Source organism: Streptomyces sp. NPDC046805 (genome assembly GCF_040645355.1).
Taxonomy (GTDB): domain Bacteria; phylum Actinomycetota; class Actinomycetes; order Streptomycetales; family Streptomycetaceae; genus Streptomyces.
The window spans coordinates 1-26,105 of sequence record NZ_JBEYYC010000029.1 but is presented as its reverse complement, the minus strand read 5'-3'; the positions used below and the strand labels follow the sequence as shown (position 1 = coordinate 26,105).

Genomic DNA, 26,105 nt, shown 5'->3' with positions numbered 1-26,105 from the left:
ATGCACGTCCTCATGGTGCACAACCGCTACTCCTCGGCGCAGCCGAGCGGGGAGAACAACGTCGTCGACCAGGAAGTGGGGCTGCTGCGCGAGGCCGGCCACCGGGTCGAGGTGTTCGAGCGGCGCAGTGCCGACATAGCGGACCGGTCCCTGCTGGGCAAGGCCGCGGTGCCGCTGCTGGTGCCGTGGAACCCGGCGGTCCGGGCGGAGCTCGCCGCCCGGCTCCGCGCCGAGCGGCCGGACGTGGTGCACGTCCACAACGTCTTCCCGCTGCTGTCGCCCGCGGTGCTGGCCGCCTGCGCCGACGCCCGCGTGCCCGTCGTCGCCACGCTGCACAACTACGCCCAGGTCTGCCCGCCCGGCACGCTGCAACGGGACGGCCGGCTCTGCACCGAGTGCGTCGGATCGGCGCCGCTGCCGGCCGTCCGGCACGGCTGCTACCGGGGCTCCCGGCTGGCGACGGTGCCGCTCGCGGTCAGCCTGTCGGTCAACCGACGGAGGTGGTGGTCCGGCGTGGACCGCTTCTTCTGCGTCTCCGCGACACAGCGCGACATCCTGGCGCGGGGCGGCGTGCCCTCCCAGCGGCTGGCGGTGAAGCACAACTTCGTCCCCGACCCGGGCGCCTGCCGAGTCGGCGAGGGAGAGCATCTGCTCTTTCTCGGCCGGCTCTCGGAGACCAAGGGTATACGGCTGCTCATGGCCGCCTGGGACGCGATCGCCGCGGACGGCGGTGTGGGCGTGCCGCTCGTGGTCGCCGGCGCGGGGCCGCTCGAACGGGAGGTGACTGCCTGGGCGGAGGGCAGGGACGACGTGCGGTACGTCGGCCTGTACGACCCGGCCCGGTGCCGGCAGGCCGCCTCGCGGGCGGTCGCCGTAGTGGCTCCCTCGATGTCCCTGGAGACGTTCGGCCTGGTGCTCGTGGAGGCGATGGCAGCGGGGGTCCCGACCGTCGCCGCCGGGATCGGCGCCTACGCCGAACTCGTCGAGGAGGGGGTGACCGGGCTGCTGCACCGGCCGGGCGAGGCGGACTCGCTCGCGTCGTGCATCCGCCGGATCACGGCCGACCCGGCGGTCAACCGGGAGATGGGCCAGGCGGCCCGGCGCCGCTATGAACAGGCGTTCAGTCCGGCCGTCGGACTGGCAAACCTGATGGAGGGGTACCGCACCGCGATCGCGGCGTGGTCAGGCGGCGAGGACACCGCGCCGTCGGCGGAACCAGGAGCGCCGACAGGAACGGCAACACCGGAAAGAACGGCAAGAACGGTAACGCTGGCTCGCGGCGGAGACACCCGCGCGAGCAGGGATGGGGGCAGCAGATGACACGATGCCGACTGTGCGGCTCGGCGGCGCTGGCGAGCGTCGTCGACCTGGGGGCGACCCCGCCGTGCGAGAGTTTCCTCGCCGCGGACCAACTGGACCAGCCGGAGCCCGCGTACCCGCTGCACCTGCGGGTCTGCACCGAGTGCTGGCTCGCTCAGATCCCGCCGCTGATCACGCCGGAGGAGACGTTCACGCAGTACGCGTACTTCTCCTCCTACTCGACCTCCTGGGTGGAGCACGCGCGCACCTTCGTCACCGGTGCCGTGGAGCGGCTGGGCCTCGGCCCCGACGCCTTCGTGGTCGAGGTCGCGAGCAACGACGGTTACCTGCTGCGGCACATGGTGGACCGCGACATCCGCTGCCTCGGCATCGAGCCCTCGGTGAACGTGGGCGCCGCGGCGCGGGAGGCGGGCGTGCCCACGCTCACGGAGTTCCTGGGCCCGGCCGTCGGCGCCGCCGTCCGCGCCGAGCACGGCCCGGCCGACCTGGTCGTGGCCAACAACGTGTATGCGCACATCCCCGACGTGGTCGGCTTCACCCGGGGGCTGCGCGCGCTGGTCGCCGACGACGGGTGGGTCTCCATCGAGGTGCAGCATCTGCTGACCCTGATCGAGGAGAACCAGTACGACACGATCTACCACGAGCACTTCCAGTACTACACGGTCGCGTCCGCGATCCGGGCGCTGGCGAGCGGCGGACTCGCGCTCGTGGACGTCGAGTTGTTGCCCACGCACGGCGGCTCCATCCGGCTGTGGGCCCGGCCGGCCGAGGCGGCCGGCGAGCCGAGCCAGCAGGTGGCCGACGTGCTGGACCGGGAGAAGGCCGCCGGGCTGCAGGAGCTGTCCGGGTACAGCGAGTTCTCAGCTCGGGTGGCCAAGGTGCGCCGGGACCTGCTGCGGTTCCTCATCGAGGCGGCCGAGCGCGGCGAGACGGTCGTCGGCTACGGCGCCCCGGGCAAGGGCAACACTCTCCTCAACCACTGCGGCATCCGGCCCGACCTGCTCCCGTACACGGTCGACCGCAACCCCTACAAGCACGGCAGGTTCACCCCGGGCACCCGCATCCCGATCCTGCCGCCCGAGCAGATCGGCATCGACAAGCCGGACTACGTGCTCGTCCTGCCCTGGAACCTGCGGGCCGAGCTGGTCGATCAGCTGTCCTTCGTGCACGCCTGGGGCGGCCGTCTGGTCTTCCCCATCCCGGAACTGAGCGTCGTAGAGCCGGGCGCTGTCACATCGAGCACTGTCGAGGTGGAGTCATGAAGGTCGTCCTGTTCTGCGGCGGGTACGGGCTGCGCATGCGCAACGGCACCTCCGACGACACGCCCAAGCCGATGGCGATGGTCGGCCCGCGGCCGCTGATCTGGCACGTCATGCGCTACTACGCGTACTACGGGCACACGGAGTTCATCCTCTGCCTCGGCTACGGGGCCGACCACATCAAGAACTTCTTCCTCAACTACGAGGAGACGACGTCCAACGACTTCGTCCTGCGGGGCGGGCGCACCGAGCTGCTGTCCACCGACATCGCCGACTGGACGATCACGTTCGCGGAGACCGGCATCGAGTCGCCGATCGGCGAGCGGCTGCGCCGCGTGCGGCACTACCTGGACGGCGACGAGATGTTCCTCGCCAACTACGCCGACGTGCTCACCGACGCCCCGCTGCCGGAGATGATCGACCGGTTCGCCCAGCGCGACGCCGGGGCGTCGATGATGGTGGTGCCGCCGCAGTCCTCGTTCCACTGCGTGGAACTGGGCGAGGGCAGTCTGGTGGGGGGCATCACCGCGGTGAGCGAACTGCCGCTGTGGGAGAACGGCGGCTACTTCGTGCTGCGCCAGGACGTCTTCGACCACATACCGGAGAACGGGGACCTGGTCGCCGACGGCTGCGCCCAACTGGCCAAGCGCGGACGGCTGGTGGCGTACCAGCACCGCGGCTTCTGGCAGCCGACCGACACCGTGAAGGAGCGGGCCGCGCTCCACGACGCCTACACCAGGGGCGACCGCCCGTGGGCCGTGTGGGAGCGGGACGGCGCCCCGGTGGGGGCCGCGTGATCCGGCTCGGGGCCGGGCCCCTGGACGGGATCGTCGCGGTGGGCGCGCACTGCGACGACATCGCCATCGGCGCCGGCGGCACGCTGCTGACGATCTGCCTGGCACGGCCGGGCATCCGCGTGGACGCGCTGGTGCTCTCCGGCGGCGGCAGCGAACGGGAGCAGGAGGAGCGGGCCGCGCTCGCCGCCTTCTGCCCCGGCGCCGACCTGCGGCTGACCGTCCTCAAACTGCCGGACGGCCGGATGCCCGCGTACTGGTCCGAGGCCAAGGCCGCGGTCGAGGAGCTGCGCGCGCAGACCGACCCCGGCCTCGTCCTCGCCCCGCGCACCGAGGACGCCCACCAGGACCACCGCGGCCTGGCGAAGCTGATGTCCACGGCGTTCCGCGACCATCTCGTGCTCGGCTACGAGATCGCCAAATGGGACGGCGACCTCGGCCGTCCGGCGGCGTACCAGCCGCTGTCGCCGGAGACCGCCGAACGCAAGGTGCGGCTGCTGCAGGAGCACTACCCCTCGCAGCAGCACAGGCCCTGGTACGACCGGGAGGCCTTCCTCGGGCTGGCCCGGATCCGCGGCATCGAATGCCACGCGCGTTACGCCGAGGCGTTCGCCGTCACCAAACTCACTCTCGACCTGGGGGAATGAACCTTGCGCGTACTGCTGACCGGACACCAGGGTTACCTGGGCACCGTGATGGCCCCGGTCCTCGCCGCCGCCGGCCACGAGGTCGTCGGTCTTGACGCCGGCCTGTTCGCCGACTGCGTGCTGGGCCCGACGCCCGCCGACCCGCCGGGGCACCGGGTGGACCTGCGCGACGTCACGGCCGAACACGTGGCCGGGGTGGACGCCGTGATCCACCTGGCGGCGCTCTCCAACGACCCGCTGGGATCGCTGGCGCCGGAGCTCACCTACGACATCAACCACCACGCGTCCGTGCGGCTGGCCCGGCTGGCCCGCGACGCCGGGGTGCGGCGCTTCCTGTACGCGTCGACCTGCTCGGTCTACGGAGCCGCCGGCGGAGACGACCTGGTGGCCGAGGACGCCCCGCTGCGCCCGGTGACGCCGTACGCGGAGTCCAAGGTGCGGGTGGAGGACGACCTGCACGCGCTGGCCGACGGCGACTTCAGCCCGGTGTACATGCGCAACGCCACCGCCTTCGGCTACTCGCCCCGGCTGCGCGCCGACATCGTGCTGAACAACCTGGTGGGGCACGCCCTTTTGTCCGGCGAAGTCCTTGTGCTCTCCGACGGCACCCCCTGGCGCCCGCTGGTGCACGCCGCCGACATCGCGCGGGCCTTCGCGGCCGCGCTGACGGCACCTCAAGAGGCGGTGCACGACCGGGCGTTCAACATCGGCAGCGAGGCCAACAACGTCACGGTCGCCGAGATCGCCGGGCAGGTAGCCGAGGCGGTGTCCGGCTCGCGCGTGGTGATCACCGGGGAGACCGGCGCCGATCCGCGGTCGTACCGGGTGGACTTCTCCCGGTTCCGCGCCGCGGTGCCCGGCTTCGACTGCGAGTGGACGGTGAAGGACGGCGCGCTCGAACTCGCCGACGCCTACCGGAAGTTCGGGCTGGACAAGGAGGACTTCACGCGGCGCTTCACCCGGCTCGCCGTGCTGCGCGCGGCCTCCGACGCCGGCGCCGTCGACGACACCCTGCGGTGGCGCCGATGACCTCGGTGGGCGAGGAGATGCACGCGCTGGTGGAGCGGCTGTACCCGCTGTGCCGGAGCATCACCGGCGACGGCGTGCGCGCCACCTTGGAGATCGTCGGCGAGTACCTCCCGTTGCAGGTGCACGAGGTGCCGACCGGGACCGAGGTGCTGGACTGGACGATCCCGCAGGAGTGGAACATCCGGGACGCATATGTCGCCGACGCCGCCGGTAAGCGGGTCGTCGACTTCGCCGCGTCCAGCCTGCACGTGCTCGGCTACAGCGTGCCGGTGGCGGCCACCATGCCGCTGGCCGAGCTGCGCGAGCACCTGCACACCCTGCCGGACCACCCGTCCTGGGTGCCGTACCGCACCAGCTACTGGACGCCGGCCTGGGGGTTCTGCCTGGCCCAGGAGACCCTGGACGCGCTGCCGGACGGCGAGTACGAGGTGCGGATCGACTCCACGCTCGCCGACGGCCACCTCACCTACGCCGAGCACATGGTCCCCGGGCAGGTCGCCGACGAGGTGATCGTCTCCTGCCACGTCTGTCACCCGTCGCTGGCCAACGACAACCTGGCCGGCATCGCGGTGGCGGTGTTCCTGGCCCGGGCGCTGGCGGAGCAGAAGCCGTACTACACCTACCGGTTCCTGTTCGCGCCCGGCACCATCGGGGCGATCACCTGGCTGGCCCGCAACGCGGAGCCGAGAGCTGGGGGAAGGGTCAAGCACGGGCTGGTGCTGGCCTGCGCCGGCGACCCGGGCCGGCTGACGTACAAGCGGAGCAGGCGCGGCGACGCGCAGATCGACCGGGTGATGCGGCACGTGCTGGCCGCCTCCGAACGCCCGCACCGCATCACCGAGTTCAGCCCGTACGGCTACGACGAACGGCAGTTCTGCTCGCCCGGGTTCGATCTCGGCGTCGGCTCGCTCAGCCGGACCCCGTACGCCGAGTACCCGGAGTACCACACCTCGGCGGACAACCCGGACTTCGTCTCCCCGGAGGCGATGGCGGACACCCTCGGCGTGTGCCGCGAGGCGTTCGCCGTCCTTGACCGCGACCGGCGGTACGTCAACCTCAGCCCCTACGGCGAACCGCAGTTGGGCCGGCGCGGGCTGTACGACTCGCTCGGCGGCCGCAGCGACGCGAAGCAGGCCCAGATGGCCATGCTCTGGGTGCTCAACCTCTCCGACGGCGAGCACAGCCTGCTGGACGTCGCCGAGCGGTCCGGGCTGCCGTTCGACACCGTCGCGGTCGCGGCCGACGCCCTGCACGAGGCCGGGCTGATCAAGGAAGGCAGATGACCACCGAGAGCGGGACGACCGCCCAGGCGGTCGACCCGGCCGGACGGGCCCGGCGGTCCGCCGCGCGGGCCCTAGCCGGTCGGCTGTCCTGGGGACTCGCCGACCAGGCGGCCTCCAGCTTGAGCAACTTCCTGGTGGGGGCGTACGTGGCCCGCTCGCTGGGGCTGGCCTCGTTCGGCGTGTTCAGCCTGGTCTGGGTGACCTACGGCGTGTTGCTCAGCGTCTCGCGCGGGCTGTCCACCGACCCGCTCATGGTGCGCTTCAGCGGCGTGCCGGCCGCGTCCTGGCGGGCGGCGGTGGCCCGGGCGTCGGGTACCGCGTTCGGCGTCGGGGCCGCCGTCGGAGCGGTGTGCCTGGTGGCCGGGCTGGCGGCGGGCGGGCGTGTGGGAAACGCGTTCGCCTGCCTCGGCGTCACCCTGCCTGCGCTGCTGCTCCAGGACGCCTGGCGGTTCTCGTTCTTCGCCGCCGGCGTCGGGCGGAAGGCGTTCGTCAACGACGTCGTGTGGGGCGTCGCGCTCGTCCCGGCCATGGTGGTGGCGGCCCGCGTCGGCGGCGTGGGCGCCTTCGTGCTCGCCTGGGGCCTGTCCGCCGCGGTGGCCGCGGGCTACGGCTGCCTCCAGTCCCGCATCAGGCCCCGGCCGACCGGAGCACGCGAGTGGCTCCGTGCCCACCGCGACCTCGGCTACCGGTACCTGGTCGAGAACGTCGGCCTCAGCGGCGCGCGCCAACTACGGGCGTACGGACTCGGCGCGATCGTCGGGGTCGGCGCGGTGGGTACAGTCCGGGGCACCGAGCTCCTGCTCGGCCCGTTCCTCGCGGTGCTGATGGGGCTGTCGCTGGCCACCGTCGCGGAGGCGGCACGGGTGCTGCGGCAGGCACCGAACCGGCTGGGCGTGTTCTGCCTCCTGATCGGCGGCGGGCAGGCCGCCGGCGCGCTGCTCTGGGGCGCGGCGCTGCTGCTGCTGCCGGACCGGGCCGGCGTGTTCGTGCTCGGCGCCGTCTGGCACTCGGCCTCGGCGATCATCGTGCCGGCCACGCTCGGCGTCGCCGGCTCCAGCCTCGGCGTCGGCGCGGCCGTGGGGCTGCGCGCGCACGGCGCGGCCCGGCGCAGCCTGCGCTGTCAGCTGATCACCTCCGTCCTGTACGTCGGCGGCGGGCTCGGCGGCGCTGCGACGGCCGGCACGGTCGGATCGGCCTGGGGCGTCGCCGCCGCGACCGTCACCGGCTCCGCCCTGTGGTGGCTCCAACTGCGGTCCGTCCTGCGCGAACACCGCAAGAACCCGATCCGTGAAGTGAGGACCGCATGACCGCACATCCCCGGCTGAGCATCGGCCTGCCGGTGTACAACGGCGAGCAGTACCTCGCCGAGGCACTCGACGCCCTGCTCGGCCAGACCTACGAGGACTTCGAGCTCCTCATCTCTGACAACGCCTCGACCGACGGAACCGCGGACATCTGCCGCCGGTACGCCGCACGGGACTCGCGCATCCGGTACACCCGGCTGCCCCGCAACATCGGCGCCGCGCCGAACCACCACCGCGTGTTCGCCGAGAGCCGCGGCGAGCTGTTCAAGTGGGCCTCGCACGACGACCTGTACGCCCGGGACCTGCTGCGGGCCTGCGTGGAGGCGCTGGACGAGCGGCCGGAGATCGTCCTCGCGCACGCCGGACAAGCCGTCGTCGACGGCGAAGGCCAGGTCCGGGTCCCGTACGAGTACGGGCTCGCCACCGACTCCCCGCGCCCGTCGGAGCGCCTGCGCAGCATGCTGTTCGAGCCCGGCGGCGACGACATGTACGGGGTGGTACGGGCCGAGGTCCTGCGCCGGGTCAAGCCGCTCGACAGCTACCACCACGCGGATCGCACCTTCACCGCCGAGATCGGCCTGCACGGACCCTTCCACCAGGTGCCGGAGGTGCTGTACTTCCGCCGCGACCACCCCACCCGCGCCGAGCGCGCGCACCCCGGCAAGCGGTCCCGGTGCATCAACCTGGACCCGCGTCGAGCCGGGCGGCTGCACCCGACACCCCGGCTGCTCGCCGAGTACGTCTGGGGCTACCTCGCGGCGATCCGGCGGGCGCCGCTCTCCCCGGCCGAGCGGCGCGCGTGCCACCGCCATCTGCTCGCCTGGATGACCAGCCGGGTCAGGCCCGGAGCCGGCGAGCGGGTCGAGGACCGCGCACCGGTCGACCCGGCACGGCTCACCGTCTCCGTCGACGCCCTCGTCGCCGGCCGCGAAGGGAGGCAGGCATGACGTCTGCGAACAAGGCCGCGGTGCGCGTCGGGGTGTGCGGTGTGCTCGGCTCCGGCAACCTCGGCAACGACGGGTCGCTGGAGGCCCTGCTCGGCTACCTCCGTACCGAGCACCCGGAGGCCGCCGTGGAGGCGCTGTGCGGCGGACCCGAGGTCGTCACGGCCCGGTACGGGATCCCCGCGACGCGGCTGCACTGGAACCGTGGGGAGTACCGAACCGCGTCGCGCGCGGGCGCGATCGCCGCGAAGGGCGTCGGCAAACTCGTCGACGCCTTCCGCGTGGCCGCCTGGGTGCGCCGGCACGATGTCGTGATCGTGCCCGGCGCGGGCGTCCTGGAGAGCACGCTGCCGCTGAGGGCGTGGGGCTTCCCGTACTCGATGTTCCTGCTCTGCGCGACCGGGCGGCTGTTCGGCACCAGGGTCGCGCTGGTCGGCGTCGGCGCCGACGCGATCGGCCACCGGCCGACCCGCGCCCTGGTCCGCTGGTCGGCGCGGCTGGCCGCCTACCGGTCCTACCGGGACTCCGTGTCCCGCGACGCGATACGGGCGATGGGCGTCGACACCGCACGCGACGAGGTCTATGCGGACCTCGTGTTCTCCCTGCCGACGCCGCGGGCGGGCACACCCGAGGGCCCGCTGGGCCCGGTCTGCGTCGGCCTCATGGCCTACTACGGAAGCAACGACGACCGGGCCCGGGCCGAGGAGATCAACCGGCGCTACCTCGACGGGATGACCCGCTTCGTCCGCGCGCTGGTCGAGGCCGGCAGGCCGGTCCGGTTGCTCGTCGGCGACGAGCTCGACATGGCGGCGGTCGACGCGATCCTCGACGCGGTGGACTCGCCGCTGGTCACCGCCTCCGAGGCCTCCTCGCTGGCCGACCTGATGAAGGAGATGGCGGCTGCCGACGCCGTGGTGGCGGCCCGCTACCACAACCTGATCTGCGCGCTGAAGGTCGGCACGCCGACGCTCGCGCTCAGCTATGCGGCGAAGAGCGACGCGCTCATGGCTCAGATGGGGCTGGGCGCGTACTGCCACCCGGCTCGCGAGGTCGACGCCGACCGGCTGCTCGAGCAGTTCCGGGCGCTGGAGAACCGCTCGGCGGAGCTACGGCGGACCCTCACCGAGCAGAACCAGGTCACCGCCCGGCGCCTTGAGGACCAGTTCACCGCCCTGACAGCGGCCCTGTTCCCGGCGACCGACCACACCCACGTCCTGCGGGAGGCTCGATGAAAGCGACCGAAGTCCCGGCGATCGCCGGCGCGTACCTGTTCGAGCCGACGCCGTACGCCGACGAGCGCGGCTTCTTCTCCCGCACCTTCGACGCCGAGGTGGTCCGCTCGGTGGGCCTCGACCCGAGCGCCTTCGTGCAGGACAGCCTGTCCCGCTCGGTCCGGGGCGTGCTGCGCGGCCTGCACCTGCGCTCCGGCGTCGGCGAGGCCAAGCTGGTGCGGTGCTCGTACGGGAGGATCTTCGACGTCGTCGTGGACCTGCGGACGGAGTCGCCCACCTACCTGGGCCGGGCTTTCTTCGAGCTGTCCGACGAGACGCAGGCGACCCTGTACATCCCGGCGGGGTGCGCGCACGGCTTCCAGGCGCTGACCGATACCGCCGACACCTCGTACCGGATCGACCGCCCGCACGATCCGTCCGAGGACGTGACGATCGCCTTCGACGACCCGGAGCTCGCCATTCCCTGGCCGCTGCCGGTCACCTCGATGTCCGAGCGGGACCGGAAGGCGCCGAGCCTCGCCGAGGTCCTGAAGCACAAAGAGAGTTGAGGTCGGCGCGGACACGAAAGACAGCGCCACTCCGGCGACCGGGTGCGCACTGAACGCAGTTGACCCCACCCCCTGGCCGGCCAGATGACCGGTGAAGCCCGTGTTCCACCGCTTGGCGTGACGTGACGTCAGCGATGGTCCCGCCGACCGGAGTCGGCCGTCCGATCGACCAGCCCGTCAGCCAGCCGGTCGATCAGCCACGCGGTCGCCGGTATCACCGCCAGCGCGGTGCACCACCCGCCGAGGACGTCGGTCGGGTAGTGCGCGCCCAGGTCGACCTGCGCCCAGCCCATGGCGGCGCCGGCGACCAGCGCCGCGGCGAGCACGAGTGACGTGCCGGCCGTCCTGCGGAGGCCGAGCCGGTCGGTCGCGAGCAGCGCCACCACGAGGGCGAGCGCGGTGGCGAAGGCGGTGTGGCCGCTCGGGTAGGACAGGTGCCCGCCGTGGATGGTGCGTCCCACCAGGGACTTGAGCAGCGTCGTCGTCCCCACCGCCATGCCGACGCCGGCAACGGCGAGCACCGCTGTGCGAGGACGCCGAAGCAGCAGGCAGCCTGTCATGGCGGCCACGACCAGCGTCGCCGCTACCCCGGGCTCCCCCAAGAAGTCCATGACCAGAGCGACGTGCCGCCACGGCGGCCCCACCCCGTCCACCGCCGCCCCGATCCGCGCGTCCACCATGCCGGGCTTGCTGTGGTCGGCATACAGGACCCCGAGCACGACGACCACCAGCGCGGCGAGGGCCCCGATCGGCCCGAGCCACACGCGTAGCGATGAGGGCAGCACCGCGGGCGCCGACCGGCGGGTCACAGGCCCACCGCGTCCGGTCGACCTGCGGTGCTCTGCCGTGATCGGTGGATGGTGATCCGAATCTCGACCAGGTCGGAAACGGCATGGTCGCGGCCATCACCGCCCGGGCCGATGAGCGCGTGCACTACCCGCCGCACACCGTCGCAGACCATCTGGCCGATGCGATGCACCTCCCCCCTGCCGTCGGGGCCGACGCCATGTCCCCCGCCGCCAGCGCGATGCCGCGCCCCGAGAACTACCCGCCGCCGCCAGCCGACATGACCGGGATCGCCAGACGCACGGGCTGCGCACGGCTGGTCCGAGCAAGATTGCCGACACATCAAGCGCGCACTGGGCTGGGCCGACTTCCAGGCCCGCTCCGGCCAAGCGATCCCCTGCCGCTGACGCTGGTCGACGTGGCTTTCGACTTCCGCCGACGCCAACTCCCCACCACCGAGCCCCCCGTCGCGTCTGACTTGGCCCACGCGGGAGCCATCAGCCTGTGCAGCCCCGAACTCGCCGGCCTGTCCCTAACCCTGGCAACGGTATCGGAGTCGGTGTCTACTCGCCGCCCTGACCGACAATGCCGGCTCAGGCGGTGTGCTTGGTGACGAAGTCGGCGATGGTGTCCTGCATCTGCGTCAGCCCCGGCTCTTCGAGGGGGTAGTGGCCGGCGTTGTCGAGCATGACGGTGTCGACCGGGACTTGGGTGATGCGGGACAGGAAGGGCCGGCTCAGGTGGAGAGGGGTCCAGCGGTCCTCGGCGGGCTGGGTCAGCAAGACCGGGCAGGCGTCGAAGTCCTCGGGCTCGACGGCGGGGGCGTAGTTCATGTAGCGGTCCAGGAATCGGACGCTGACCCAGTTCCCGGCGGCGGTGCGGTCCTTCATGAGGACCTTCATGGCGGCCGGGTCGTTGGCCAGGGCCGACATCTTGGAGGCCAGGGTCATCGGGTACTTCATGGAGGCGGCCGGGGTCTTGGCCAACAGGCCCATGAGGGGGGCGCCGACGCGGGCGGTGAGCTTGTCGTGGGCGGTCTCGTCGCGTACCCGCTGGTTGCGCTGGTCGAGGAAGGTCATGCCGACGATGCCCGCCAGGGTGCCGCGGGAGGCCTTGGCGGCGACGTGGTAGGCGAGCATGCCGCCCGCGCTCAGTCCGTACAGCACGATCGGGCGGTCGTCGCGTGCACGCTCGCGGGCAAGGAAGTCGACGACCAGGTCGACCCAGTCGTCGTACGAGGGGGTGGCGCCGGGCCGGACCTGGGTGAGTCCGTAGCCGAGGTTGTCCAGGGCGACGGTCTCGAAGCCGCGGGCGGCAAGCGGGGCACCCAGAATGAGGGACATCTGGCGGCCATTGGTGCCCACACCGTGGTGCAGGACGACCTTGGCCTTCGCGGCGGGGTTCGGGTAGCGGTCGAGGTGGACGCGGTGGCCGTGCCAGTCCCAGAACTCCTCCTCGGGCACGGTGGTGTCCGTCAGGCGGAGCCGCTCGGGCAGGGACTGCTGCAGCTCGCGCCAGGCCCGCTGGCCACGGTAGTACGTGGGGGCAGTGCTGCTCATGGTGGTGCCTTTCGCCTGCGGCCTGCCGGTGGGTCAGGCCGGGGATGAGGCGGGGCGGGCGAGTGCCCCGCAGGTGATCATCCGCACGCCGGCTCGGAGTTCGCGGCGGACGGCGTCGGCGTCGCGCAACTCGTCCTCCAGGCCCCGGGTGAAGGTGAGCAGGACAGTGGCGGCCTGCTGCGCGGTGTCCGGGGCAACATCTGCCAGGGCCGATACCAGGAGCTCGGCCAGGCCGTTGACGTAGTCGGTGACCAGCTCGGGCGCCTGGGCGGTGGCGGCAGACAGCAGTTCCTGGGCGTGTGCGGGGCTGTCGTGCCACAGCCGGATGGCGACCTCCAGCTTCACCGTGAGCACGGCGAGCACCTGTTCCTCGGGCGTGCCCGTGGCGGAGGCCGCCGCCTGCGCCGCCGCGAGGGCCTGCTCCAGCCGGGACTGGACGACCTTGGCGACTGCGTCTTCCTTGGTCCCGACGTACTTGTAGACGGTCGGGCGCGACAGCTGTGCCTCTTCGACGATGTCGGAGATCGTAGTGCGGCGGTACCCGTTGCGGCAGAAGCAGCGGTAGGCGGCGTCCAGCACGAGCTGCGCGGTTGGAACCTTCGACATGGCTACAAATTTAACAATCGAAGGTAAGTGTGTAAACCACTCCGTGCCGTGGTCAGCTGATTGTGGAGGGTTCCGTGGCGTCGGCTTCTTGGGTGGCGCCCCAGGAGGCGAGGAGGCGCAGGCCCTCTTCGGAGGGTGAGCCGGGTTCGGCGGTGTAGACGGTGAGGGTGAGGCCCGGTTCGGCGGCCATGTCCAGGCCCTCGTAGGCCAGGGTGAGTTCGCCGACCGCCTGGTGGTGGAAGCGTTTGGTGCCGGTGCCGTGGTGGCGGACGTCGTGGGCGCCCCAGCGGGTGCGGAACTCGTCGCTGCGGGTGGACAGTTCACCGACGAGGTCGTGAAGCTCCTTGTCGTGGGGGTTGCGGCCGGCTTCGGTGCGCAGGATGGCGACGGCGATGTCAGCGGCCAGGTCCCAGTCGGGGTAGAAACGGCGCGAGGCGGGGTCGAGGAAGTTGAAGCGGGCCAGGTTCGCCTGGTTGTGCGGTGTGGCGTACACGTCGTTGTAGAAGGCGCGGGCGAGCTGGTTGGCGGCGAGGAGGTCCATGCGACCGTTGCGGACGAACGCGGGCCCGGCGGTGATGGCGTCCAATGTCCACTGCAGGCTGCGGTGCGGCTTCCACTGCCGGGTGGTGCGGCGCCGTGGACGGGTGAGGGCATCGGAGCCGTCGGCGGCCTGGGCCAGGTTCAGCAGGTGGGCACGCTCGGCGTCGTCGAGCTGGAGGGCGCGCGCGACGGCTTCCAGGACAGTCGGCGACACCCCTGCGAGGTTGCCGCGTTCGAGCTTGGCGTAGTACTCGACGCTCATGTCTGCCAGGGCTGCGACCTCGCTGCGGCGCAGGCCGGGCACGCGCCGTCGGCTGCCGGACGGCAGACCTGCCTGCTCCGGGGTGATCTTCGCGCGCCGCGAGGTGAGGAACTCGCGGACCTCTTCACGGTTGTCCACACCTCGACGGTACGTCCCGCACGCGGCCCGAGGGATGCACTGCCAGTACACCCCTTGATAGTGACTCGCTGTGCGCGCGAAGAGCCGGTTACCTGGAAGACGTGGTGCTGGTCCTCCGCTGTGAGTGCGGCCGGTGATCAGCCCATGCCCGGCTCGGACGGCCCGCCGCCCGCGGCCCGGCTCACACCTCCATCTGGCGCCACCGGTCCACCCGGCCGGCGCACGCCTCAACCGTTAAGGAATCCCTCATGCGCGGAGCAGTGATCCACGCCCCCGGTGACGTCCGCTTCGAGACCTTGGACGCCCCGAAGATCCACCACCCGACCGACGCGATCATCCGCACGGCTGTCACCTGCGTGTGCGGCTCCGACCTGTGGCCCTACCGCGGCCTGGAACCGATCGGCGACCCGCACCCGATGGGTCACGAGTACGTCGGCTTCGTGGAGGAGGTCGGCAGCGAGGTCACCTCGGTCAAGCCGGGCCAGTTCGTCGTCGGCTCGTTCGCCACCTCGGACAACACCTGTGCGAACTGCCGTAACGGCTTCCAGTCCAACTGCCTGCACCGCGAGTTCATGAGCACCTGCCAGGCCGACTACGTGCGCATCCCCAACGCGCAGGGCACTCTGGTCGCCACCGACGAGGCGCCCGGCGAGGAGTTCTGGCCCGGCCTGCTGGCCGTCTCCGACGTCATGGGCACCGGCTGGTGGGCAGCCGACGCCGCGGAGGTCGAGCCCGGCTCCACTGTCGTGGTGGTCGGCGACGGTGCCGTCGGCCTGTGCGGTGTGATCGCCGCGAAGGAGAGGGGCGCGGAGCGGATCATCGCCATGAGCCGCCACGAGCCCCGGCAGAAGCTCGCCCTGGAGTTCGGCGCCACCGACATCGTCACCGAGCGCGGCGAGGAGGGTGTGGCCCGGATCAAGGACCTCACCGGCGGCATCGGCGCCGACTCGGTGCTGGAGTGCGTCGGCACCGCCCAGGCCATGCAGCAGGCTCTGCGCTCCGCACGCCCGGGCGGCAACGTCGGCTTCGTCGGCGTCCCCCACGAAGTCGTGATCGACGGCCAGGAGTTGTTCTTCTCCCAGGTCGGCCTGCGCGGCGGTCCCGCCCCCGTACGCCGCTACCTGCCCGACCTCATCGACCGCGTCCTCACCGGCCGGATCGCCCCGGGCAAGGTCTTCGACCTCACCCTCCCCCTGGACCAGGTCGCCGAGGGCTACAAGGCCATGGACGAGCGCCGCGCCATCAAGGCCCTCCTCAGGCCCTGAACCGCCGCGTCCGCAGCACAGAACCCTCGTCGAAAGAGACCGTCATGAACCCCACGTACGACTTCGGCGGGCAGGTCGCCTTCATCACCGGTGCCGGTTCCGGCATGGGCCTGGCCACCGCCCGCGCCTTCGCCGCCTCCGGTGCCGCCGTGGCCCTCGCCGACCTCGGCGAGAGCGCCGTCGGCACCGCCGTCCAGCAGCTCAAGGAAGAGGGCCACCAGGCCCTCGGGCTGGTCTGCGACGTCACCGACGAGGACGAGGTGGCCGCCGCTGTCGACCGCACGGTGGCGACCTTCGGCCGCCTCGACATGGCCTACAACAACGCCGGCATTCAGATCCCGCCCACCGACGCCGCCGACGAACCTGTCGACCAGTTCGAGCGGGTCCACGCCATCAACCTGCGCGGCATCTGGGCGTCCATGAAGCACGAGCTGCGTCACATGCGCGCCCAGGGCAGCGGGGCCGTCGTCAACTGCTCCTCGCTCGGCGGCCTGGTCGGCATCCCCGGCCGCGCCTCCTACCACTCCTCCAAGCACGGCGTGATCGGCCTGACCACCAGCGCCGCCCTCGAATACGCCCCGCGCGGCATCCGCATCAACGCCATCTGCCCCGGCACCATCGACACCCCCATGGTCAGCGGCATGATCGCCAAGGGAGAACTCGACCGCGGCGAGGCCGAGGCCAACCAGCCCATCGGCCGGCTGGGTACCGCCGACGAGATGGCTCAGGCCGTCCTGTGGCTGTGCAGCCCCGGCGCAAGCTTCGTCGTCGGCGTCGCGCTGCCCGTCGACGGCGGCTACACCGCCCGCTGACCACACCGCCCGCAGCCTGATTCAGCCGAACCTCCCAACGCCCAGAAGGAACCGACCCCATGCCCAAGCAGTCCGCCCCCAAGGAACTGGCGACGATCGCGCCCAAGCTCGTGGAGGTCACCGACAACGTCCTCTTCGGCGACATCTGGGAGCGCCCCGGACTCTCACCGCGCGACCGCAGCCTGGTCACCGTCAGCGTCCTGGCCGCCCTGTACCGCTCCGAACAGCTCCCGTACCACCTGGGCGTGGCCCTGCAGAACGGACTGAGCGTCGACGAACTGTCCGAAGCGATCACCCACTTGGCCTTCTACGCCGGCTGGCCCAACGCCATGACCGCCATCAACCAGCTCAAGAAGATCGCCGACGAACGCGGCGCCTGACGCAGACGCGCCTCTCCTCCCCCTTCACCCACCCTCGTCAGGGAGAACGACCATGGAACACATCACCGAGACGCCCACGCTCCAGGGCCCGGCCGAGCGCTTCACCGGCGACGTCCACCTCAACATGATCGAGACGCCCACCGAACCCGCCCGCCTCGCCGCCGCGCTGGTCCGCTTCACCCCGGGCGCCCGCACCAACTGGCACTCCCACGCCAACGGTCAGACCCTGTACGTCACCGACGGCGTGGGCCTGGTCGGCACCCGCGACGGCAACGTCGTACGGGTCCGGGCCGGGCAGACCGTGAAGTGCCCCGCCGGTGAGGAGCACTGGCACGGAGCAACCGACACCACCTTCATGGCCCACATCGCCATGGTCGTCGGCGACGGCAGCGGCGACGGCACCACCTGGCTCGAACCCGTCACGGCCGACCAGTACGCCGGCGCTCTGAACAGCGGCAACTGACCTGCATGAGCGTGACGTCCTTCGAGGTACGGAGCGAGGAAGTCAGGGGCGCACGAGGGCCTTGAGGACCTGGCGGTCGGCCATCGCCCGGTAGGCGTCCGGTGTCTGCTCGAGGGTGAAGGTCTGGTCGAAGACGCGGCCGGGGGCGATGGTGCCGTCCAGGACGTCGGGCAGCAGCTGCTCGATGTAGGCGCGGGCGGGGCTGGCGCCGCCGGTCAGGGTGATGTTGCGCATGAACTCGGCCGGGCCGATCGGCCCCTGCTCGTACTGCGGGACGCCCAGGCGGCTGATGGTGCCGCCGTCCAGGACCGCTCCCAGGGCGGTGTCGAGGGCCTGGCGGGTGCCGACGGCCTCGATCACCTTGTCCACGCCGCCGGTCAGCTCGCGGATGCGGGCGATGCCCTCCTCGCCGCGTTCGGCGACAACGTCGGTGGCGCCGAACTCGCGCCCCAGTCCGGTACGCACCGCATGGCGACCCGCGAGCACGATCCGCTCGGCACCGAGCCGTTTCGCGGCGATCACCGCGCACAGGCCGACCGCACCGTCGCCGACCACGAGCACCGCATCGCCGCGGCTGACGCCGGCGGTGACCGCGCCGTGGTGGCCGGTGGTCATCACGTCCGACAGCGCCAGCAGCGAGGGCACCAGTGCGGAGTCGGCGGCCACCGGCAGCTTCACCAGGGTGCCGTCCGCGTACGGGACGCGGACGGCTTCGCCCTGCCCGCCGTCGACGCCGTCGAACCCGTAGCGGCCGCCGTTGCGGCACGAGATGTGCAGGCCCTTGGCGCAGTAGTCGCAGGCGTTGTCGCTGTAGGTGAACGGGGCGACGACCAGGTCACCCGGCTTCAGGCCGGTCACGTCCGCGCCGGTCTCCTCGACGATGCCGAGGAACTCATGCCCCATGGGGCGGCCGGTGTCGGTGGCCGGCATCGACCGGTAGGGCCACAGGTCGCTGCCGCACACGCACGTTGCCACCGTGCGCACCACGGCGTCGGTCGGCTTGACGATCTTGGGGTCGGGGCGGTCCTCGACGCGGACGTCCCCGGCTCCGTACATCACTGCTGCACGCATGAGAGGTGTTACTCCAAACAGGTAGGTGGGTCATCACGGGTAGGTGGGTCATCGCGATGAGCGACGGGAGAAGGCAGATGTGAGATCAGCGTTCGAGCATCTGTGCCTGCGCCTCGGTGTGGGTGTCGCCTGCGGCGGGCGGCAGGCTGCTGAGCTTGTCGATCTGCTCGCCGGTCAGCGCGATCGCGTCGGAGGCGGTGTTCTCCTCGACGCGGGCGACCCGCTTGGTGCCGGGGATCGGCGAGATGTCGTCACCCTGGGCGAGCAGCCAGGCCAGGGCCACCTGCGCGGGGGTGGCGCCGACCTCGGCGGCCACGGCCTGCACCTCGTCGGCGATGGTGAGGTTGCGCCGGAAGTTCTCACCGGTGAAGCGCGGGTTGTCGCGCCGGAAGTCGGAGGCGTCGAACTGATCGGTGGAGCGGACGGTGCCCGTCAGGAAACCGCGTCCCAGCGGGGAGAACGGCACCAGGCCGATGTTCAGCTCCCGCAGGACGGGCAGGACGCGCTCCTCGATCCCGCGCGTCCACAGCGAGTACTCCGACTGCACCGCGGTGACCGGCTGGACGGCATGGGCACGGCGGATCGTGTCCGGGCCGGCCTCCGAGAGGCCGAAGGCGCGCACCTTGCCCTCGGAGATCAGGTCCGCGACGGCGCCGGCCGTCTCCTCGATCGGCGTGTCCGGATCCACCCGGTGCTGGTAGTACAGGTCGATGTGATCGGTGCCCAGCCGCTTCAGAGAGCCCTCGACGGCGGTACGGATGTTGGCTGGGCTGGAGTCCAGGTTCCAAGCGCCGTCTCCGCCGTGGGAGACCAGGCCGAACTTCGTGGCCAGCACCACCTGTTCGCGCCGCCCCTTCAGCGCCCGGCCCAGCAGCTCTTCATTGGTGTACGGGCCGTAGATCTCGGCCGTGTCGATGAGCGTGACACCCAGGTCCAGCGCCCGGTGCACGGTCCTGATCGACTCCGCCTCGTCGGTGCCGGAACCGGTGTAGCCATGGGACATCCCCATCGCCCCCAGACCGATCCGGGAAACCTCCAGGTCACGCAACTTGATGTACCGCATCTCGTCCTCTCCGACTCATGGCGTACGACCCCCTCGCACTCGCACGGTCAGCCACGTCGTGCCTGTGGTGGCCATGGCGTCGGCCGGGGGTGCCGGCGTCTTGCTCATTCACCCTCGCCCGGATTGCGCCTGTGTGGCAGGGCGGGCTCTTCGGGGGTAGTGACAGGGCCTCCCTCTCATCTGCCCGGCGGGTGCCCGCCGGGGGAGACTGGAGTCATGGCATCCGAGAGCGCGCACAGCGAGGGCGCCGAGCTGGGCCGCTACCTGCGCGCCCGCCGCACCCAGACCAGCCCCGAGCACGTCGGCCTCACCGTCGGTGCCGGCATCCGCCGCACCCCCGGCCTGCGCCGCGAGGAACTGGCCACCCTCGCCGGCATCAGCATCGACTACTACGTGCGCCTGGAGCGTGGCAAGGAGACCCGCCCGAGCCCCGCCGTCCTCGACTCGCTCGCCCGCGCCCTGCACATGGACGACCAGGAGCACCACCACCTGCGCGAGCTCGCCGCCCGTGCCGCCCGATACACCCCTGAACCGCCGCCGGCCCCCAGCCGCACCGTGCGCCCCCACCTCAGGCTTCTGCTCGAATCCCTGCGCCCGAACCCGGCCTACGTCATCAGCCGCAGCATGGACATGCTCGCCTGGAACCCCTGCGGCCTCGCCCTGTATGCGGGCCTGGACGACTGGCCTGTCACGCAGCGCAACCTGGCCCGCTATCTGTTCCTCCACCCCGCGGCCCGCGACCTCTTCTCCGACTGGGACCGCCAGATCACCGGCTGCGTCGCTCGCCTGCGCGCCATCGCCGGCACCGCCCCCGATGCCCCCGACCTCACCAACCTCGTCGGCGAACTCCTCCTCAAAAGCCCCGACTTCGCGGGACTCTGGGAACGATACGAAGTCACCGGACGTAAACCCGCCCACAAAACCTTCCAGCACCCCCAGGTCGGAACGGTCACCCTCACCTCGCAGTCCCTGCACGTGGAAGGCACCCCCGGCCAACGCATCGGCGTCTACACCGCCGAACCCGGCACCCCCGACCACGACGCCCTGCTCCTGCTCGACATGACCGCGCCGCGACCGACGCAACTCCGAGCGCTGCCCCCTAAAGCCACTGGTCAGCAGCCATAAGCCCGACGTACCTCCGCCACGAAGTGCCCCCACGTCTTCGCAGTGCAGCAAACGTTCCAAAGCCGCATCGCTCTCCGGTGACGAATGCGATGCGAGATACGACTTGGTTGCTTCCAGCCCGCCACCGGACTCAGTCCGGCGAGCAGGGCACCGGTGGCGGGCGGTACGCCACAGGCCGCCGCCGCGACAGGGCACGAAGACGATCCGACGCAGTACTGGAACAAGGTCCTGCTCCAGACGTTCCGCAATGCGCGGGGCCGGCCCAAGAGGGCGAGTTCAGCCGACTCTGGCTGGGCGTGCACTTCCGCTGGGACGCCGAGGACGGGAGGGCGATCGGTACCAACGTCGGCGACTACGTGTTCGCCAACGCGCTACCGCCGACACGACCGGGCCGTCCGCATCAGCAGTGAAACGACACGGTGGCCCACGCCTGCGGATGCGGAAGGGCCAGTGCACCGCTCCGAACTGGCCGAGCCTGACCAGCCTCCTGCAAGGGGGCTCCATCGCCGAGGCAACGTGCCTCCTGGCCTTCGCCGACCAGTGCAAACGCCCTGCCCGCCCTGGCCGGCCTGACACGGCCTTGGGCGTCCTCGACCAGGCGTGTTGCGAAAGCGCGTGCGGCGATGGACGGTTCGTGGTACCCCTGGACAGCCCGGGATCCGTGTCTGTTTCTCATACGGAGTCGCCGATGGCCGTTCGCCGGGTCATGCCCATCATCCAGTCAGAGGCCGCGAAGGAGAGCCGGGAGTTCTATGGCCTGCTGGGCTTCGAGGAAGTCATGAATCTCGGCTGGATCACGACGCTTGCCTCGCCGTCCAGTCCGACGGCGCAGGTCAGCGTCATGACCGCCGACAAAACCGCCCCAGTCACCCCCGACATGAGCGTCGAAGTCGACGACGTGGACGCGGCTTACGCGGTCATGCGCGACGGTGGCGCGGAGATCGTCCACCCACTGCAGGACGAGGAGTGGGGCGTACGGCGGTTCTTCGTCCGCGACCCCAACGGCCGCGTGGTCAACGTTCTGAGCCACCGCTGACGCTTCCCGCGCCACGAGGGCAGCGCTGGTCACCGCCCCGAACCCTTGACGTTCCGTCAGGCGTGATGCACCGGGGGATGACCGGAGCGGGTGGCCTTTCCGGGGTGATCTACCCGGGATGCGCGCTCTGTGGAGCGACCTTAGAGTGCTGTCCGGGGCCGTGCGGCACCGCGTACCGGTGCACCGACGTACCAGTGTCGCCCTCGGGCGCGCTCGGGCTGATGAGGAGATGGTCAGCGCCCCCTCTCTGAAAGGTCAACGATGGTCGTCTTCGCTGATTCCGTCCGTTCGGGGACCAACGTCGTCACTGCCGACGATCGGAGGACGTCATGAGGCGGCTTGCCTCAGCGCTGGCGCTGATGTCCGCCGTGGCGCTCGTCTCCTCCTGCTCCGGCAGCGGCGGATCCGCCTCCGATGGCAGCAGCCCCTCGGTGACACCCGCCCCCGCCGTCCACGAGTCCACCCAGACCAAGGTGGTCGCGAGCGGGCTTGCAGACCCGTTCGAAATCACCTATGGCCCCGACGGGAAACTGTGGGTCACCGAGAAGTCCGGGCTCAAGCTCGTGCGGGTCGATCCGAAGACCGGCATGAAGAGCACCGCGCTCGACCTCTCCGGAAAGGCCTTCCACACCAAGGACGGCCAAGACGGCGTGCTGGGGTTCACGCTGCATCCGGACTTCGGCAAAGGCAAGGGCAGCGACTATGTCTACCTGGCCTACAACTACAAGATCGGCGACAAGGAAGCCCTGAAGATCGTCCGCTACACGGCGAAGAACGGGAAGCTCTCCGACGAGCGGGACATCCTGACCGGGCTCCCGGGCAACGACCAGCACCAGGGGGCGCGGCTGCGGTTCGGACCGGACGGCAAGCTCTACTACACGATCGGCGATCAGGGCCATAACTACCTGGCCGACTACTGCAAGCCGAACGAGGCGCAGAGCCTGCCGACCTCCGCCCAGGTCTCCAGGAAGGACTGGTCGCTCTACCAGGGCAAGGTCCTTCGCATCAACCTGGACGGCTCCGTCCCCTCCGACAACCCGAAGCTGAACGGAGTGCGCAGCCACATCTACGCCTACGGCATGCGCAACCCCGACGGGATGGACTTCAGCGGCAACGAGCTCTATACGGCCGAGAACGGCCCGATCAGCGACGACGAGTTCAACCACATCGAGAAGGGCGCCAACTACGGCTGGCCCGACGTCGCCGGGTACAAGGACAACAAGGCGTACGTCTACTCCAACTGGTCGCAGGCCAAGGGCGGCTGCGAGAAGATCCCCTTCAACCCCGACCCGAACTCGCCGCCGCCGCAGGTGCCGACGAGCCAGGAGACGGACTTCAAGAAGGACATGACGGCCCCGCTCAGCACGTACGGCACGACGGTCGACACCGGGCACAACTTCGGCGTCACGAAGGTCTGCCCCGACCCTAGCTCCGCCTACATGTGCTGGCCGACCATGGCCCCCGGCTCGCTCAAGGTGTTCGGTGACGACGTCCTGATCACGTCGCTGAAGAACGGCACCGTCTACAAACTCTCCAAGGACGGCAAGTCCTACGAGCAGCTCTACCGGAGCGTCAACCGCTACCGCGACGTCACCCTCAGCCCGGACCACAAGACGCTCTACATCACCACCGACAGCATCGGAGCGCACCTGGTCCACGGCGAAGACGGCACCCCGACCGCGCATCTGGCCGACCCTGGCGCGATCCTAGCGGTCCCGTACAACCGCTGAAGGCCTGCGTGACGACAGCGCAACGGATGGGGCGTGCCGTCGAGGCATCGAATGGTCCGGTTCCGGATCCGGCAGCGTCCGGGAGAACGTCAGGGCAGGGTCAGAATGCGGGGGCCCTGGTCGGTGATGGCGACCGTGTGCTCGATGTGGGCGGCCCTGCTGCCGTCGGTGGTACGCAGGGTCCAGCCATCGATATCCGTGCGGTAGGTGTTCTGCCCACCGGCCATGAGCATGGGCTCGATGGCGAGGACCAAGCCGTGGCGGAGGGGGAAGCCACGGCCGGGGCGGCCGCGGTTGGGGACATGAGGGTCTTCGTGCATGCGGCGGCCGATGCCGTGGCCGCCGAAGTCGGCGGGCATGCCGCAGCCCGCCTTGCGGGCGACGGTGTCGATGGCGTGGGAGATGTCGCCGATGCGGCTGCCCACCTGGGCGGCGGCAATGCCGGCGTCGAGGGCTTGCTGGGTGGCGTCGATCAGATCGCGGTCGCCGGGGCGTGGCGTTCCGACGGTGAAGGTGATGGCCGCGTCCCCTGTCCAGCCGTCGAGCCGGGCGCCGCAGTCGATGCTCACCAGGTCGCCGTCGCGCAGCCGGTAGCCGGTGGGGATGCCGTGCGACACGGCATCGTTGACGGACGTGCAGATCACGGCCGGGAAGGCGACCGGGGCGAAGGACGGCCGGTATCCGAGGAACGGGGAGCCGGCCCCGACCTCGGCCAGGACCGACCGGGCCGCTTCGTCGAGTTCTTGCAGGGACACCCCTACACCGGCCGCTTCTCGGACTGCGGCCAGGGCGCGGGCCACCACACGTCCGGCTTCCCGCATCGCGTCCACTGCGGCGTCGGTCTTGATCTCCACCATGTGTGTGACTCCCCACACCACGTCGGCCCAATACTTATACCGGTATTAGTATCACGGTCATGGTGAGGACTCCTCTGACACCGTGGGAACGGGAACGCGGCGAGCGGTTCGGCGCGCTGCTGCGTCGAGCGCGCGGCAGCCGCAGCATGGCGGAGGTGGCGGCCGCGGCGGGAGTTTCCGCGGAGACCCTGCGCAAGATCGAAACCGGCCGGGCCCCGACCCCCGCCTTCTTCACCGTCGCGGCCCTGGCCGCCGCCCTGCACGTGTCTCTGGACGAGTTGGCGGCCGCGTGCGCGCACGACCCGGACGGGCAGGAGCCGGCGCTCTCGGCTTGAGGAGTGGGCGGCGCCGCACCCCGTATCGCTCAACCAACCTTCGGCGGCACGAACTTGCGGTGATCAAACTCCGCGGCGACTCCGGCGAGGGGCCTCCTTCGCGGGTTCCTGCGGCGATGCACCGCTGACCGTGATCCGGCAGTACGTCGAAAGCCAGAAGCGGCCTACGTGACGCGCAGTGAACTCCGGCGCTTCGCACCTCCGGGCCGAGGGTGCGTGGGTCTCCCCGGCTGAATCCGGGGAGACCCACGCAAGATCAACGGATGGCGTAACCCCGGCGCAGGCCGTGTTGCGCCGGCACATGCAGAGCGGCAACATCGAGATCCTCAAATCCGTCATCCCCGACCGCATCTGGCAGAACTTCGACCGCTTCGGTTTTGAACCCACCGACGCCGACATGGCCGCCCGTCTGCGCACCGGTTCCGGACCCCGACGCCCTCAAGTGACCTCGAACGTGCCCCGGGGGAGCCCCATAGCCCTCGACGAGGGGAACCCGTCATGCAGATCGATCTTTCCGGCCGCACCGCTCTGGTCACCGGCTCCACCCAAGGCATCGGCCAAGCCATCGCCACCGGCCTCGCCCGCGCGGGAGCCCGCGTCGTCGTCAACGGCCGCGGTGAGGAGCGCACCGCGGACGCCGTCCGCACCGTGTGCGCCGACTCCGGCAGCGGCGACGTCACCGGCGCTGTGGGCGACCTGGCGACGGAACAGGGCGCCGCCGCCGTACTGGAGGCCGCGCCCACGGTCGACATTCTCGTCAACAACCTCGGGATCTTCGGCTCCGCCCCTCCGCTGGAGATCGACGACGCCGAGTGGCGCCGCTACTTCGAAGTCAACGTCCTCTCCGCCGTCCGGCTCATCCGCGCCTACCTGCCCGGCATGAAGGAACGGGGCTGGGGGCGCGTCCTCAACCTCGCCAGTGACTCGGCCGTAGCCATCCCCGCCGAAATGATCCACTACGGCATGACGAAGACCTCGCTGCTCGCCGTCAGCCGCGGGTTCGCCAAGGACGCCGCCGGCACTGGCGTCACCGTCAACTCCGTCGTCGCCGGACCGACCCACACCGGCGGCGTCGAAGGGTTGTGAGCTGTTGATGCGTGACGGCACACAAGGGTGTTCTGGTGTGCATGAGCGAGTGCACGTGGCTGGGGTGTGCATCTCGCGCAGTGGGGAACTGGAGTTTGTCTGTCGAATGGGTGACGTTTGTCGGGTGGTGGTCGTTGGGTGTGGTGGCGGGTTGCTTCGGCCGGGAGGGGAGGGTGATCGGGGTGGGCGGGCTGCGGGAGTTGGCGGCGCCGTTCGTGGTGCCCGGCCCCGCCGGTGTGGCGGTCCGTGACCGGCTCAAATGCCTGACCGCCGGGGAGGAGGAGGTGCTGCGGCTGGTCGGTGACCATCTGGGGTCGCTTGCCTCCCGTGATCTGAAGACGCGCTGTGCGGCCGGGCTGGACCACGACGGCGACGCGTGGGCGGAGCGCAAGCGTGCGCTCACCGCCCGGTCGTCGTCCCGGTGGGCTGGTTCGATCACGAAGGCCACGCACGATCAGTGGGGTCTGGCCCGGCGCGCTCAACTCGCGCACATGCAGGGCCTGGAGGCGGGGGTGCGCACGCTCGCGCACCGGCTGTCCCTCCCGATCGGGGAGAAGGGCAGCAAGCGGGCGCCGGGCGGCTACCACTCCCGGCAGGAGTGGCATGCCAAGTCCCGCCGCCTGCACGCCCT

26 protein-coding genes and 3 pseudogenes are annotated in these 26,105 nt (G+C 70.9%); 21 read left to right on the top strand and 8 right to left on the bottom strand.

From position 1 onward, the window contains the following. The 10 genes from ABZ910_RS27425 to rfbC are packed head-to-tail and all read left to right on the top strand — an operon-like array spanning position 1 to position 10,360. Entirely contained in the window at positions 1-1,320 is a 1,320-nt protein-coding gene (locus ABZ910_RS27425; RefSeq protein ID WP_361369802.1) for a glycosyltransferase, read from the top strand. Next, the gene (locus ABZ910_RS27420; protein ID WP_361369800.1) at positions 1,317-2,582 is read left to right on the top strand and encodes a class I SAM-dependent methyltransferase; all 1,266 of its coding nucleotides are present in this window, start codon (positions 1,317-1,319) and stop codon (positions 2,580-2,582) included. The genes ABZ910_RS27425 and ABZ910_RS27420 overlap by 4 nt, the downstream gene beginning before the upstream one ends. Next, positions 2,579-3,376 (top strand): glucose-1-phosphate cytidylyltransferase, encoded by a 798-nt coding sequence (locus ABZ910_RS27415; RefSeq protein ID WP_361369799.1) that lies wholly within the window; start codon positions 2,579-2,581, stop codon positions 3,374-3,376. The genes ABZ910_RS27420 and ABZ910_RS27415 overlap by 4 nt, the downstream gene beginning before the upstream one ends. Beyond that, entirely contained in the window at positions 3,373-4,020 is a 648-nt protein-coding gene (locus ABZ910_RS27410) for a PIG-L deacetylase family protein (RefSeq protein ID WP_361369797.1), read from the top strand. Before ABZ910_RS27415 ends, ABZ910_RS27410 begins: the two co-directional genes overlap by 4 nt. A gap of 3 nt (positions 4,021-4,023) precedes the next feature. Next, entirely contained in the window at positions 4,024-5,049 is a 1,026-nt protein-coding gene (locus tag ABZ910_RS27405) for an SDR family oxidoreductase (RefSeq protein WP_361369795.1), read from the top strand. Next, the gene (locus ABZ910_RS27400) at positions 5,037-6,332 is read left to right on the top strand and encodes a DUF4910 domain-containing protein (RefSeq protein ID WP_361369793.1); all 1,296 of its coding nucleotides are present in this window, start codon (positions 5,037-5,039) and stop codon (positions 6,330-6,332) included. The genes ABZ910_RS27405 and ABZ910_RS27400 overlap by 13 nt, the downstream gene beginning before the upstream one ends. Further along, positions 6,329-7,639: a hypothetical protein gene (locus ABZ910_RS27395; protein WP_361369791.1), complete on the top strand. Its 1,311-nt coding sequence runs from the start codon at positions 6,329-6,331 to the stop codon at positions 7,637-7,639. The genes ABZ910_RS27400 and ABZ910_RS27395 overlap by 4 nt, the downstream gene beginning before the upstream one ends. Then, a complete protein-coding gene (locus ABZ910_RS27390) occupies positions 7,636-8,583 on the top strand; it encodes a glycosyltransferase family 2 protein (RefSeq protein WP_361369789.1) in 948 nt (315 codons plus the stop codon). Before ABZ910_RS27395 ends, ABZ910_RS27390 begins: the two co-directional genes overlap by 4 nt. Beyond that, positions 8,580-9,812: a polysaccharide pyruvyl transferase family protein gene (locus ABZ910_RS27385; protein WP_361369787.1), complete on the top strand. Its 1,233-nt coding sequence runs from the start codon at positions 8,580-8,582 to the stop codon at positions 9,810-9,812. Before ABZ910_RS27390 ends, ABZ910_RS27385 begins: the two co-directional genes overlap by 4 nt. Further along, positions 9,809-10,360, top strand: coding sequence for a dTDP-4-dehydrorhamnose 3,5-epimerase (gene rfbC, locus ABZ910_RS27380; protein WP_361369785.1), 552 nt, complete (start codon positions 9,809-9,811; stop codon positions 10,358-10,360). The genes ABZ910_RS27385 and rfbC overlap by 4 nt, the downstream gene beginning before the upstream one ends. Positions 10,361-10,488: 128 nt before the next feature. On the opposite strand, the gene ABZ910_RS27375 is transcribed toward rfbC, so the two are convergent. From ABZ910_RS27375 to ABZ910_RS27355, 5 genes are all read right to left on the bottom strand, one after another. After that, positions 10,489-11,169 carry a phosphatase PAP2 family protein gene (locus ABZ910_RS27375; protein WP_361369783.1) on the bottom strand — a complete coding sequence of 227 codons (681 nt, stop codon included), beginning with the start codon at positions 11,167-11,169 and terminating at the stop codon, positions 10,489-10,491. Next, positions 11,166-11,339: a hypothetical protein gene (locus ABZ910_RS27370; protein WP_361369781.1), complete on the bottom strand. Its 174-nt coding sequence runs from the start codon at positions 11,337-11,339 to the stop codon at positions 11,166-11,168. Before ABZ910_RS27370 ends, ABZ910_RS27375 begins: the two co-directional genes overlap by 4 nt. Positions 11,340-11,739: 400 nt before the next feature. Continuing rightward, a complete protein-coding gene (locus ABZ910_RS27365) occupies positions 11,740-12,705 on the bottom strand; it encodes an alpha/beta hydrolase (protein WP_361369779.1) in 966 nt (321 codons plus the stop codon). A gap of 33 nt (positions 12,706-12,738) precedes the next feature. Beyond that, complete coding sequence (locus ABZ910_RS27360; RefSeq protein WP_361369777.1) at positions 12,739-13,311, bottom strand: helix-turn-helix domain-containing protein; 573 nt, start codon at positions 13,309-13,311, stop codon at positions 12,739-12,741. 52 nt (positions 13,312-13,363) lie between these two features. After that, positions 13,364-14,251 (bottom strand): helix-turn-helix transcriptional regulator, encoded by an 888-nt coding sequence (locus tag ABZ910_RS27355; RefSeq protein ID WP_361369775.1) that lies wholly within the window; start codon positions 14,249-14,251, stop codon positions 13,364-13,366. Positions 14,252-14,499: 248 nt separating this feature from the next. Between ABZ910_RS27355 and ABZ910_RS27350 the strand changes: the two genes are divergently transcribed. Genes ABZ910_RS27350 through ABZ910_RS27335 form a run of 4 tightly spaced genes read left to right on the top strand, consistent with a single transcriptional unit; the run spans position 14,500 to position 17,171 of the window. Further along, a complete protein-coding gene (locus tag ABZ910_RS27350) occupies positions 14,500-15,516 on the top strand; it encodes a zinc-dependent alcohol dehydrogenase family protein (protein WP_361369773.1) in 1,017 nt (338 codons plus the stop codon). Between the two features lie 44 nt (positions 15,517-15,560). Continuing rightward, a complete protein-coding gene (locus tag ABZ910_RS27345) occupies positions 15,561-16,328 on the top strand; it encodes a glucose 1-dehydrogenase (RefSeq protein ID WP_361369771.1) in 768 nt (255 codons plus the stop codon). A 59-nt stretch (positions 16,329-16,387) separates the two neighbouring features. Beyond that, positions 16,388-16,708 carry a carboxymuconolactone decarboxylase family protein gene (locus ABZ910_RS27340; RefSeq protein ID WP_361369769.1) on the top strand — a complete coding sequence of 107 codons (321 nt, stop codon included), beginning with the start codon at positions 16,388-16,390 and terminating at the stop codon, positions 16,706-16,708. A 52-nt stretch (positions 16,709-16,760) separates the two neighbouring features. After that, a complete protein-coding gene (locus ABZ910_RS27335) occupies positions 16,761-17,171 on the top strand; it encodes a cupin domain-containing protein (RefSeq protein ID WP_361369767.1) in 411 nt (136 codons plus the stop codon). A gap of 42 nt (positions 17,172-17,213) precedes the next feature. Here ABZ910_RS27335 and ABZ910_RS27330 read toward each other — a convergent pair whose 3' ends face one another. Both ABZ910_RS27330 and ABZ910_RS27325 read right to left on the bottom strand, forming a co-directional pair. Next, complete coding sequence (locus ABZ910_RS27330; protein ID WP_361369765.1) at positions 17,214-18,242, bottom strand: alcohol dehydrogenase catalytic domain-containing protein; 1,029 nt, start codon at positions 18,240-18,242, stop codon at positions 17,214-17,216. An 85-nt stretch (positions 18,243-18,327) separates the two neighbouring features. Further along, entirely contained in the window at positions 18,328-19,305 is a 978-nt protein-coding gene (locus tag ABZ910_RS27325) for an aldo/keto reductase (RefSeq protein ID WP_361369763.1), read from the bottom strand. A 216-nt stretch (positions 19,306-19,521) separates the two neighbouring features. On the opposite strand from ABZ910_RS27325, the gene ABZ910_RS27320 reads away from it, so the two are divergent. The 3 genes from ABZ910_RS27320 (at position 19,522) to ABZ910_RS27310 (ending at position 23,196) form a co-directional block, all read left to right on the top strand. Beyond that, positions 19,522-20,430 carry a helix-turn-helix transcriptional regulator gene (locus ABZ910_RS27320; RefSeq protein WP_361369761.1) on the top strand — a complete coding sequence of 303 codons (909 nt, stop codon included), beginning with the start codon at positions 19,522-19,524 and terminating at the stop codon, positions 20,428-20,430. Positions 20,431-21,118: 688 nt separating this feature from the next. After that, positions 21,119-21,466: a VOC family protein gene (locus ABZ910_RS27315; protein ID WP_361369759.1), complete on the top strand. Its 348-nt coding sequence runs from the start codon at positions 21,119-21,121 to the stop codon at positions 21,464-21,466. 329 nt (positions 21,467-21,795) lie between these two features. Further along, positions 21,796-23,196: a glucose/sorbosone family PQQ-dependent dehydrogenase gene (locus ABZ910_RS27310; protein ID WP_361369757.1), complete on the top strand. Its 1,401-nt coding sequence runs from the start codon at positions 21,796-21,798 to the stop codon at positions 23,194-23,196. Positions 23,197-23,285: 89 nt separating this feature from the next. Here ABZ910_RS27310 and map read toward each other — a convergent pair whose 3' ends face one another. After that, complete coding sequence (gene map, locus ABZ910_RS27305) at positions 23,286-24,053, bottom strand: type I methionyl aminopeptidase (RefSeq protein WP_361369755.1); 768 nt, start codon at positions 24,051-24,053, stop codon at positions 23,286-23,288. 59 nt (positions 24,054-24,112) lie between these two features. Here map and ABZ910_RS27300 point away from each other — a divergent pair, with 59 nt between their 5' ends. The 4 genes and pseudogenes from ABZ910_RS27300 to ABZ910_RS27285 form a co-directional block, all read left to right on the top strand. After that, a complete protein-coding gene (locus ABZ910_RS27300; protein ID WP_361369753.1) occupies positions 24,113-24,388 on the top strand; it encodes a helix-turn-helix transcriptional regulator in 276 nt (91 codons plus the stop codon). 265 nt (positions 24,389-24,653) lie between these two features. Further along, positions 24,654-24,834, top strand: a pseudogene (locus tag ABZ910_RS27295) (aldo/keto reductase); the annotation flags it as partial. A 52-nt stretch (positions 24,835-24,886) separates the two neighbouring features. Beyond that, positions 24,887-25,465, top strand: a pseudogene (locus ABZ910_RS27290) (SDR family oxidoreductase); the annotation flags it as partial. A 191-nt stretch (positions 25,466-25,656) separates the two neighbouring features. Next, positions 25,657-26,105, top strand: a pseudogene (locus ABZ910_RS27285) (IS200/IS605 family accessory protein TnpB-related protein); the annotation flags it as partial.

What these genes read in the sequence shown, in the direction of transcription:
- ABZ910_RS27425 (WP_361369802.1), top strand. Translation starts at nt 1, where the DNA reads ATGCACGTCCTCATGGTGCACAACCGCTACTCCTCGGCGCAGCCGAGC.
- ABZ910_RS27420 (WP_361369800.1), top strand. Translation starts at nt 1,317, where the DNA reads ATGACACGATGCCGACTGTGCGGCTCGGCGGCGCTGGCGAGCGTCGTC.
- ABZ910_RS27415 (WP_361369799.1), top strand. Translation starts at nt 2,579, where the DNA reads ATGAAGGTCGTCCTGTTCTGCGGCGGGTACGGGCTGCGCATGCGCAAC.
- ABZ910_RS27395 (WP_361369791.1), top strand. Translation starts at nt 6,329, where the DNA reads ATGACCACCGAGAGCGGGACGACCGCCCAGGCGGTCGACCCGGCCGGA.
- ABZ910_RS27390 (WP_361369789.1), top strand. Translation starts at nt 7,636, where the DNA reads ATGACCGCACATCCCCGGCTGAGCATCGGCCTGCCGGTGTACAACGGC.
- ABZ910_RS27385 (WP_361369787.1), top strand. Translation starts at nt 8,580, where the DNA reads ATGACGTCTGCGAACAAGGCCGCGGTGCGCGTCGGGGTGTGCGGTGTG.
- rfbC (WP_361369785.1), top strand. Translation starts at nt 9,809, where the DNA reads ATGAAAGCGACCGAAGTCCCGGCGATCGCCGGCGCGTACCTGTTCGAG.
- ABZ910_RS27365 (WP_361369779.1), bottom strand. Translation starts at nt 12,705, where the DNA reads ATGAGCAGCACTGCCCCCACGTACTACCGTGGCCAGCGGGCCTGGCGC.
- ABZ910_RS27360 (WP_361369777.1), bottom strand. Translation starts at nt 13,311, where the DNA reads ATGTCGAAGGTTCCAACCGCGCAGCTCGTGCTGGACGCCGCCTACCGC.
- ABZ910_RS27350 (WP_361369773.1), top strand. Translation starts at nt 14,500, where the DNA reads ATGCGCGGAGCAGTGATCCACGCCCCCGGTGACGTCCGCTTCGAGACC.
- ABZ910_RS27345 (WP_361369771.1), top strand. Translation starts at nt 15,561, where the DNA reads ATGAACCCCACGTACGACTTCGGCGGGCAGGTCGCCTTCATCACCGGT.
- ABZ910_RS27340 (WP_361369769.1), top strand. Translation starts at nt 16,388, where the DNA reads ATGCCCAAGCAGTCCGCCCCCAAGGAACTGGCGACGATCGCGCCCAAG.
- ABZ910_RS27335 (WP_361369767.1), top strand. Translation starts at nt 16,761, where the DNA reads ATGGAACACATCACCGAGACGCCCACGCTCCAGGGCCCGGCCGAGCGC.
- ABZ910_RS27330 (WP_361369765.1), bottom strand. Translation starts at nt 18,242, where the DNA reads ATGCGTGCAGCAGTGATGTACGGAGCCGGGGACGTCCGCGTCGAGGAC.
- ABZ910_RS27325 (WP_361369763.1), bottom strand. Translation starts at nt 19,305, where the DNA reads ATGCGGTACATCAAGTTGCGTGACCTGGAGGTTTCCCGGATCGGTCTG.
- ABZ910_RS27320 (WP_361369761.1), top strand. Translation starts at nt 19,522, where the DNA reads ATGGCATCCGAGAGCGCGCACAGCGAGGGCGCCGAGCTGGGCCGCTAC.
- ABZ910_RS27315 (WP_361369759.1), top strand. Translation starts at nt 21,119, where the DNA reads ATGGCCGTTCGCCGGGTCATGCCCATCATCCAGTCAGAGGCCGCGAAG.
- ABZ910_RS27310 (WP_361369757.1), top strand. Translation starts at nt 21,796, where the DNA reads ATGAGGCGGCTTGCCTCAGCGCTGGCGCTGATGTCCGCCGTGGCGCTC.
- map (WP_361369755.1), bottom strand. Translation starts at nt 24,053, where the DNA reads ATGGTGGAGATCAAGACCGACGCCGCAGTGGACGCGATGCGGGAAGCC.
- ABZ910_RS27300 (WP_361369753.1), top strand. Translation starts at nt 24,113, where the DNA reads ATGGTGAGGACTCCTCTGACACCGTGGGAACGGGAACGCGGCGAGCGG.